Raw genomic sequence first — 9,162 nt, forward strand, 5'->3', positions numbered from 1 at the left:
AGATTATACTTCATTCATTGTAAATTCAACAAGCCCTCCAAAAAACGGGCTTATCCCTCGTACGCGAACAAGTTTAAAAAAGCATAGTATACATTGTTCCTACAAACACGATAGTTCTTTATTTCTTCCAGTACATTTTCCCCTCGTTCATTTTTATTTTTAATTTAAGGAGGAATTCCACATGGGTTACGGATATAGTTGCGGCGGTTACGGCGGTGGTTAYGGTTACGGCGGTAGTTGTGGTGGCGGTTGTGGTTATGGAGGTTTCGCTTTATTAATCGTTTTATTTATCCTTCTAATCATCATCGGAGCTAGCTGTTGGGGCGGCTTTGTAGGCTGCTAGTAAACTTAAAAACTATTGTAAAAAAGCACGTACAATACGTGCTTTTTTTCCATTTTCATTTTTTAGAAAGGAAGTATGTTCAATGAAAATTGATGGTGTTTTTGAAGGAGGCGGTGTACGCGGAATTGCTCATGTAGGGGCAATTTGCGCGTTAGCCGAAAAAGGATATGAATGGGAACGTTTAGCTGGAACATCAGCCGGCGCTATTATTGCAGCTCTTCTAGCAGCAGGATATTCTTGTTCCGAATTAAAGACGATTGTAACAGACATTGATTATGAAAAATTCACTAAAAAAACTTTTCTTGATAAAATCCCCTTTATTGGTAAAGGATTAAGCGCTTGGTCTACTCTAGGTATTTATTCAAATGTATTTCTCGAAGAATGGCTAGAAGACCTGCTTAGAAAAAAAGGAATTCATTTGTTTACAGACTTACCCGATTTGAATAAACTCAAAATTATTGCTTCAGATATAAGCAATGGTAAAATGGTTATTTTTCCCGATGACTTACCAAACTACGGATTTTTAAATTACCGCTTCTCTATCGCTAGAGCAGTAAGAATGAGTGGAACCATTCCTTTCTTCTTCGAACCAGTGAAATGGAGAACACCAAAATGGAAGCAGCCTTGTTATATGGTTGACGGCGGTATTTTAAGTAATTACCCAATTTGGATTTTCGATTCACCGACTTCTCCTCGCTGGCCTACCTTTGGATTTCATTTTGTAAAAGATGAGATTCAAGCTGATCCCGCCCACTATGACGAACCTATTTCCATGTTCAAAGGATTATTTAAAACGATGATGCAAGCTCATGATTTACGTCATTTAGATAAAGAATCAAAGGCTAGAACTATTACAATTCCGACAGGAAGCATTACCAGTACTAATTTTCAACTAACTAAAGAAGAGAAAGAATGGCYCTATAACTCTGGTTATAATGCAGCTAATAAGTTTTTACAATCCTGGAACTTCAGACAATATGTTGATGAATATAGAGACGGAAATCAGGATCGAAAAACAAATCGGTATTTCCGTCAACTTGACTCATAATTATATTATTTTCCCTGTCACACTTTAATAGTAAATAAGCCTAATAATATAGTACATTATTAGGCTTATTTACTTCTTATGTACTCTCCCATTATTTAAGGATAAGTTAACCCTTCTGCTTCTTTTGCGGTAATTACTATGTAACGATTTCCAGTTCTTAAACCTAGCAATTCTGCTTTTTCAATTGCATCCTGTTTTGTCTCCGCATAAGCAGCTAAATATTTATCTCCATCAATCATTTGGCAAATCACATATTGTTTCATGGTTTTCTCCTTTTACATTTTAATTAATTGCGCRATCTTTTTTATTCCAACTTCAATTTCTTCTACAGTTGCATAGGAATAAGAAAGACGTAAAAATTGGTTAGCACTTCTATCATACAAAGTGCCTGGGTTTAACAACACCTTTTCTTGTAAAGCTTTTTCAAATAAACTACGATTCGAAATTGGTAGATTTATATGTAGCCAAATGTAAAAGCTTCCTGCTGGCTCATGCCAAGTTACAATGCCACTACAATACTTTTCTAACATACTTATCATAAAATCTCTACGTTTTTTCAATTCACTTCTTACAAACTGTAAATGTTCATCATACAATCCATTTTCAAACCACTCCGCTGCAATCTGCTGGGATATAGAACTTGAACCATAATCAGTTTGCATTTTTATATCTGCTAATCTTTGAATAACGGATTCTGATCCAACAACCCACCCAATTCTTAAACCAGGACTAATGACTTTGGACATACTTCCAATATGTAGCACGATCCCATTTTTATCATATGCCTTTAAAGGTTTTGAAACTGGTGCATCGAACCATAAATCTTGATATACCGCGTCCTCAATAATAGGTAATCCAATTTCATTACATATCTCCATCACTTCTTCCCTCTTCTTAGCGTTCATACTAAAATTGGTCGGATTATGAAAAGATGGGATTGTATATAAAATAGATGCGTTAAATTGTTTCTTATATTTTGTAATGTATGAAGTATTTATACCATTCTCATTCATTGGTATTCCAATCAAGCGCATTCCTGCTGATTGAAATACATTAAGCGAATATAAATATGATGGTTTTTCTAATAAAATTGACGCTCCTTTCGGAAGAAGCCCCATAGAAATAAGCTGCAATGCTTGAATTGCCCCTGAAACAATTAAAATAGAGTCAGGAGATACATATACCCCATGCCCTTTTAAATATTCCGCAATTTTTTCTCTTAAATGGAGATTCCCTTTCGGTTCCTCATACCCAAGTGGAACATTTGATTGTAAAATTTTATTAATAATACCCTTCATCTTTTTCTCAGGTAAGAGACTCGGTGAAAGTTCACCTGTTCCTAATCGAATTACATTGGGAGTAAATTCAGCTTGATTAATCTCTTGTACAGCAGGAAGATTCGGATAATGAAGTCCTGTTTCTACGTAAGACTGCCAGTTTGGAGGCGGGGCATATGTTGAAGTATTCTCACTATTTTTTATAACAATTGTTCCCTTCCGTCCATTCCCCTCAATATACCCTTTTGCTATTAACTCATCGAAAGCCATTACAATTGTACTTCGGTTCACTTCAAACGCATGCGCCAAAGCTCTTTGTGAAGGTAATTTAGTTCCAATTGTCCATTCCCCATTAACAATTCTCTCTTTTATATAAGATTCTATTTGTTTATACAAAGGAATAGATGAAGACATATTAGGTTTCCAAACGAGCCTTTCCATTATATCACCTCACATATTTTATGGTTGGTAACCTATCCAACCATATGGATGGATACAAATTTTCATTTCTTCTATACAATATAGACTATCATAATTAATCAAATTAAGTAGGAGGTAATCTGATGAGTGAAGCAATTATTCACGGGATCATCCTTGCATTTGGTCTTATCATTCCATTAGGTGTCCAAAATGTTTTCGTCTTTAACCAAGGCGCTAGTCAACCAAATATTTGGCGAGCTGCTCCTGTAGTCTTGACTGCATCTATATGTGATACATTATTAATATTAATTGCTGTACAAGGTGTCTCCCTTGTCCTCTTAACTTTCTCTTGGTTAACAACCACCTTGTATATGATTGGATTTTTCTTTCTTATGTATATGGGCTGGGTTATTTGGAGAAGCGATTCTTCAAATGATGTAAAACAAGAAAAAAGCATGCCTTTAAAAAATCAAATTATTTTCGCCGCATCAGTTTCATTACTAAATCCACACGCAATTTTAGACACAATTGGTGTAATCGGAACAAACTCTATACAGTACATAGGAAGTGAGAAATGGGCTTTCACTTTTGCAACAATTATAGTTTCTTGGATCTGGTTTATTAGTTTAGCTTTTGCTGGAAAATTTCTAAAAGGATTTGACTCAACAGGAAAAACGATTATAGTATTAAATAAAATTTCAGGGCTACTCATATGGGGAGTCGCACTTTATATGTTAAAACAAGTTGTTTTTCCTAACTAATTAAAGAGAATTGCATGTTATGTAATTGGCATGCAATTCTCTTTCGCATTATGAAGTTGGTTCCGGTTTCTGTTTTAACATCATTTCATCTTTTGCTGGTTTAATCCAAATAATTGCTATGACAGCACCAATAGCAGCGAAGATGCTTGTTAAATAAAACACTTCATGGTCTGCCCCTTTCATAAAAAAAGAATACAGGGGTGGTCCAGCTGCTACACCGATAAATCGCATTGAACTATAAAATGACGTAACTGTCCCCCTCTGCTCTTTTTCAATCCCTTGTGTAATAAGAGCATCTAGACATGGTAACGCCATACCAATTCCTCCCCCCATAATAACGAGACAAAGAAGTAGCAAATAGATTCCTTTTAGAAATAAAGGTAAGAAGACAGATGCAGCAGCCAGTAAAAATCCAATATAGATACACTTTTTCATAATATCTTGTTTATCTCCAATTTTTTTACCAGCCATATATGAGCTAAGTGATAGTACAAGTAAAGGAATAGCGAGTACACACCCTTTCCATATACCATGAATATCGTACTTCGACTCCAGTATAGTTGACAGATAAAAAAGTATTCCGAATAAAATAAGCATAATAATTGCACCTAGTATAAAAATGGCAATTAACCATCTTCCCTTTTCTCGAAACGTAGAGATAATAGATTGAATAAATTCYTTAAGTGGTGGGRCTTCTTCTTCTTGTTTCTTCGCCTTTACTAGTACCAGTAGTAAAACAATCGATATTAMACATAAAACTGGAATCGCCCAAAATGGTAAGAACCATACAATAGCTGCAAGAGCTGATCCTAATATGGGACTCAATACTTTTCCAAATGTATTTGACGTCTCAATGATTCCTAAACCTGCACTAACCTGTTTTTCATCTTTGTATAAATCACCTACACATGGTATGACAACTGGCATAGCACCAGCAGCACCTATCCCTTGAATTGCTCTTCCGACAAGAATCCAAACGTAAGGGTTATCAACTTTCCATGATACCCAGCCCGTTATCGCTCCTCCAATAGCTGCAATTAATAAACTTGGAACCATTACCATCTTTCTTCCCCACCTATCTGATAAATAACCAGCAATCGGTATAAGTATAATTGCAATGATAGAATAAATTGTAATAATCATGGATACTTGGAAGGATGAAATATGTAATTTCTTTTCAATGGTTGGCAGGATTGGAATAAGCATTGAATTACCTAACGTCATAACAAGTGGAACTGATGCAAGTGCAATTAAACAACAGTTTTCTTTTTTTAACATGTTGATTTCGGAACCTTTCATCATATATTTCTTACCATATAATAGCCCTGCTGGAAATTATGTTTACATTCCACCAGGGCTATTTCATCTTTACTACTTTCCATTTACAACAAAAGAAATTGGGTAAAATATAGCATTACTCCTATTCTTTGAATCCTGTTCACAATATATTCATACCAATTAATTGAAAATAAAAAAGAAAGGAAGAATCCTTCCTTTCTCCTATAACCWTCTACATTTAACGAGTATATCCGCCACCAAGCTGTTGTTCTGCCATCGCTACAAGGCGTTTTGTAATTTCACCGCCTACAGAACCGTTTGCACGTGAAGAAGTATCAGCTCCAAGCTGTACACCAAACTCTTGTGCAATTTCATATTTCATTTGATCTAGAGCTGCTTGTGCTCCATGTGATGCTAATTGATTAGCGTTACGATTTCTAGCCATTACCGATCACCTCCTTATATATATTAAATTGTATCAAATTCGAAATTAAATACATGGTAATTTTTGGTTATTGTTACTTTTTTAAAAAAAGAGTCTCTTAAACGAGACTCTTACATCATTCCATCTTATGAAGTTACTACTTCTAATTTTCTATTTGTTAATACCTTCATTTCTTCTTTCAAGATATCTTTCGCATGGTGCATACTGCTCCTCCTCTTTTAGACGAACACTAACAAAATTTTTATAAAACTTCTAATAATTGAATTTCATTATCAATCATGATTCTAATTGATAATAATAATCATTCTGGTATATATTTCAGAATTTATAATCTAACAAAACTTTCGGATTTTTATCAGCATTACATCTGTACGCAAAAAAATACACCAATATAATAATTGATGTATTTTTTCATTCTCGTAAATTAAATTTACATAATAATATTATCGTTTTCTAGATTGATAGTGATTTGTATAAACAATCCATATCTCGCCAAGCATATGCTATTTCTTCTACATTTAGTCTTTCTAAAAGTTTCGTGTCAATTTTTTCCGGATTATATTTTTCATAAAACTTTTTAGAAGGATTATTAGAAACTACCCAAACTAAAAGAGATTGCATATTATCTTTTTTACAATCAAATAGTAAAGCTTGAAATAATCTTTGTCCTATCTTCATTCCTTGATACTCTYGTAAAATGTATATTGCATATAATTCCCCATCACAATTATATGTACCTGTTCTTTCAACTCCCCCATCGATAAATCCAATTATTTTACCATTTAACGTTTCTGCTACAAACCTAAATTGATGCCCGTCTTCTTTTTGAAATATACTTTCCCATAGCTTTTCTCGTTGGTCATACGTTATATTGTCTAAAATTTCATTAGAGAATATCCCCTTATACGTTGTTTTCCAACTATCCACATGCACTTTYGCAATTGCCGAAATATCAKCTTTYATTGCCYTTCTAATATGTATCTCCACCATACTCATCCCCCTTAGAAAATAATTATAGCAARATGTTTTGTATGCATWAAAAAAAGAGTGAATTTGCATCACTCTTTTTATCTACTTTCAACTTCTACTGAAACAACATGATCGATTTCTTTTAAAGAACTATATAATTCAGTTGTATATAAATCTTCTGGAGCTAAAATGACCATTTCCAATTGCTGAGATGCCCCATTATCAATATCTTTAATTTTCACTCGTTTCACTTGCATATTTAAATTTTTAATTTGCTTAAAAATCCCGTCTAACTCTCGATGTTTGTTTACGGTAATTTTTATAGATAAGTCCTTTTGTCTTAATGAATAAGGGCCTGCAATTTTCACAATTTGCGGAAGTACGTTAATCGCTAATATAATTAAAATCATAGCAACCGTCGCTTGTATATAAAACCCTGCACCAATCGCAATACCTAGTGCTGAAGCGGCCCATACCATAGAGGCTGTCGTTAATCCTGAAATAACGTCATTATTTCTTCGTAAAATTACCCCTGCTCCAAGAAAACCAATCCCACTAACAATTTGAGCGGCGAGACGCATTGGATCCATGTTTGTATGACCCGGTACAGAATAAACATTCACTGATTCAATTGAAACCATTGTAATTAAACAACTCGCTACGGAAATAACCATACTTGTTTTCACACCAAGCGGTTTATTCTTTAGCTGCCTATCTATTCCGATGAATAATCCTAAAAAGAGTGCTAAACCTAATTTGAATAAAAATTCATATGACATAATTCCTTCTCCTTACTTTACAATGTTTCCCTTCGAATATTTCACTATAACTCTTTTATGATATCAATTCCAGTCTTTTCTATTCATTTAAAGTAAAAAACCGAAAAAACATTTTTGACAATGTTTCCCCGGCTTTTTATTATAATTAAGATCTTTCTTTATTTTTGTTCTTTAATTTTAATTTGTGCATCTTTATAAAATGCTAATTTATTATCATTATACTCTTTTGTATGTGTATTAAATTGTTCTTTCGCCTTTTGCGTTTCCACATTTAACTCGTTAACAGTTTTAACGTTTTCACCAATTTCTTTTAACTTCGTTTCTTTTACTTTTAATTTTTCATACAGTTCTTTTTCAGTCGCTAACGCCTTCGTGTAATTCTCATTCATCTTTTGGAAGGCATCATAACGATTTTTATACGATTCTTCTACTGCTTTTGCTTGTTTTTGCAATTTCTTATCTTCAAGCTTCTCTATATTGCTTTGAACCGATTTCGTTTCCTTCTGAGCTTTTTTTAACAGTTCTTTCTCATTTTTCAATACTTTTTCACGCTCATCTACATTTACAGTAGCTTGCTCAATTTTCTTCGTAACTGCTTCATTATGTTCTTTACCTTCTTGTAAAATTTGAGAATATAGTTCTTGCCCTTGCTTTTCTAATTGCTCTAATTTTTTCGTATCCTCAACTAAAGATTTTTCTTGTGTCGCTGCTGCTTCAAAAGCCGTATGTAAATTTTCTTCTGGCTTTTCACCGAAACAACCTGATAATAATCCTACTGATAATGCTCCAACAACTGCTACTTTTCCATATTTCAACTTCAATTCCTCCATTACATACGGTTATCATGCCAGAAGTTCACTGGGAAGTGACTCTCTTCATGATATGCTTCAAATTCATAACCTTTTTCTTTTAGACCCTTTAAAATTGCTGGCACAGCAGCAACTGATTGCGGGTGAATGTCATGCATTAAAATGACTTCTTGCGGTTTTGTTGCACCAGCTAATACATTTTGAGCGATTTGCGCTGCCGCTGCATCMACTGGTACTTTATTGTATTTCCAGTCTAAAGAGTCAATTGTCCAGTCCCACACTTTTAAACCATCCTCAACTACTTTATTTCGAAGACCTTCATTTAAACCAGGCATCGATCCGTATGGAGGACGTGTTAATTTAGGGGCTTTCCCAATAATATTTGCGATTAAGCCTTGATCTTCTTTCATTTCATTAACATACTCGCCATTTTTATATAACTTCGCAAAATTGTGTGTCATACTATGCATTCCAACATAATGTCCTTCTGCATTTTCACGTTTTACTAAATCAGGAAACTGTTTCACATTCGCACCAATTAAAAAGAATGTCGCCTTCGCATCATGCTGTTTTAACATATTCAATAATTCAGCCGTATATTTTCCTGGCCCATCATCAAATGTAAGGTAAGCAACTTTTCTTTCCTGTCCATTAAAACGACTTGGTGCCGTTTTATTCATTTCAACTTTCGGTTGTTCACTTGCAAGCTGCACTACATTTTCTTGTTTCGCAACAGCTTTTGCTGGTGAAGTAATAGATTGAAACATGAAATACCCAATAGCTACTATTGCAATCGCTACTGAAACAACTGCAACTCGTTTAATTTTAAAAGCCTTTTCCATTCTATCGAATTCCTCTCCCTATTAATCTTATATATAAATCACCCAATATAATTATACATCTATTTATTTTATTACACTATATAAACAATCTAAAATATGAATTATAATGGGAGTTTTATCAAAATTGTTGTTCCTGCCTCAACAAACTCTTTATTCTTTTCATACCAATTCTTGATTGCACTATGTACAAC

The 9,162-nt window shown here is 34.0% G+C and carries 11 protein-coding genes; 3 read left to right on the top strand and 8 right to left on the bottom strand.

The features are described from left to right. Window positions 1–181: 181 nt before the first annotated feature. Window positions 182–343 (top strand): YjcZ family sporulation protein, encoded by a 162-nt coding sequence (locus AC1DJR_RS10225; protein WP_002012392.1) that lies wholly within the window; start codon window positions 182–184, stop codon window positions 341–343. 82 nt (window positions 344–425) lie between these two features. Then, window positions 426–1,391 (top strand): patatin-like phospholipase family protein, encoded by a 966-nt coding sequence (locus AC1DJR_RS10230; protein ID WP_477002539.1) that lies wholly within the window; start codon window positions 426–428, stop codon window positions 1,389–1,391. A 95-nt stretch (window positions 1,392–1,486) separates the two neighbouring features. On the opposite strand, the gene AC1DJR_RS10235 is transcribed toward AC1DJR_RS10230, so the two are convergent. Together AC1DJR_RS10235 and AC1DJR_RS10240 are read right to left on the bottom strand one after the other, a co-directional pair. Next, entirely contained in the window at window positions 1,487–1,654 is a 168-nt protein-coding gene (locus AC1DJR_RS10235; RefSeq protein ID WP_002086120.1) for a DUF3933 family protein, read from the bottom strand. Window positions 1,655–1,666: 12 nt separating this feature from the next. Then, on the bottom strand, window positions 1,667–3,109 hold the full coding sequence (locus AC1DJR_RS10240; protein WP_429688170.1) for an aminotransferase-like domain-containing protein: 1,443 nt from the start codon (window positions 3,107–3,109) through the stop codon (window positions 1,667–1,669). 122 nt (window positions 3,110–3,231) lie between these two features. Between AC1DJR_RS10240 and AC1DJR_RS10245 the strand changes: the two genes are divergently transcribed. Next, complete coding sequence (locus tag AC1DJR_RS10245) at window positions 3,232–3,849, top strand: LysE/ArgO family amino acid transporter (RefSeq protein ID WP_002126952.1); 618 nt, start codon at window positions 3,232–3,234, stop codon at window positions 3,847–3,849. A gap of 48 nt (window positions 3,850–3,897) precedes the next feature. Here AC1DJR_RS10245 and AC1DJR_RS10250 read toward each other — a convergent pair whose 3' ends face one another. The 6 genes from AC1DJR_RS10250 to AC1DJR_RS10275 form a co-directional block, all read right to left on the bottom strand. Further along, a complete protein-coding gene (locus AC1DJR_RS10250; RefSeq protein WP_477002541.1) occupies window positions 3,898–5,148 on the bottom strand; it encodes an MFS transporter in 1,251 nt (416 codons plus the stop codon). A 217-nt stretch (window positions 5,149–5,365) separates the two neighbouring features. Next, window positions 5,366–5,572, bottom strand: coding sequence for an alpha/beta-type small acid-soluble spore protein (locus tag AC1DJR_RS10255; RefSeq protein WP_000113539.1), 207 nt, complete (start codon window positions 5,570–5,572; stop codon window positions 5,366–5,368). A 453-nt stretch (window positions 5,573–6,025) separates the two neighbouring features. Continuing rightward, complete coding sequence (locus AC1DJR_RS10260) at window positions 6,026–6,562, bottom strand: N-acetyltransferase family protein (protein WP_477002540.1); 537 nt, start codon at window positions 6,560–6,562, stop codon at window positions 6,026–6,028. A 77-nt stretch (window positions 6,563–6,639) separates the two neighbouring features. Next, window positions 6,640–7,320, bottom strand: coding sequence for an MgtC/SapB family protein (locus AC1DJR_RS10265; protein WP_002012374.1), 681 nt, complete (start codon window positions 7,318–7,320; stop codon window positions 6,640–6,642). A gap of 158 nt (window positions 7,321–7,478) precedes the next feature. Further along, the gene (locus tag AC1DJR_RS10270; RefSeq protein WP_131245729.1) at window positions 7,479–8,135 is read right to left on the bottom strand and encodes a YkyA family protein; all 657 of its coding nucleotides are present in this window, start codon (window positions 8,133–8,135) and stop codon (window positions 7,479–7,481) included. Between the two features lie 14 nt (window positions 8,136–8,149). Next, window positions 8,150–8,971, bottom strand: coding sequence for a peptidoglycan-N-acetylglucosamine deacetylase (locus AC1DJR_RS10275; RefSeq protein ID WP_113770211.1), 822 nt, complete (start codon window positions 8,969–8,971; stop codon window positions 8,150–8,152). Between the last annotated feature and the right edge of the window lie 191 nt (window positions 8,972–9,162).

This window comes from Bacillus sp. 05T31 (genome assembly GCF_056396725.1).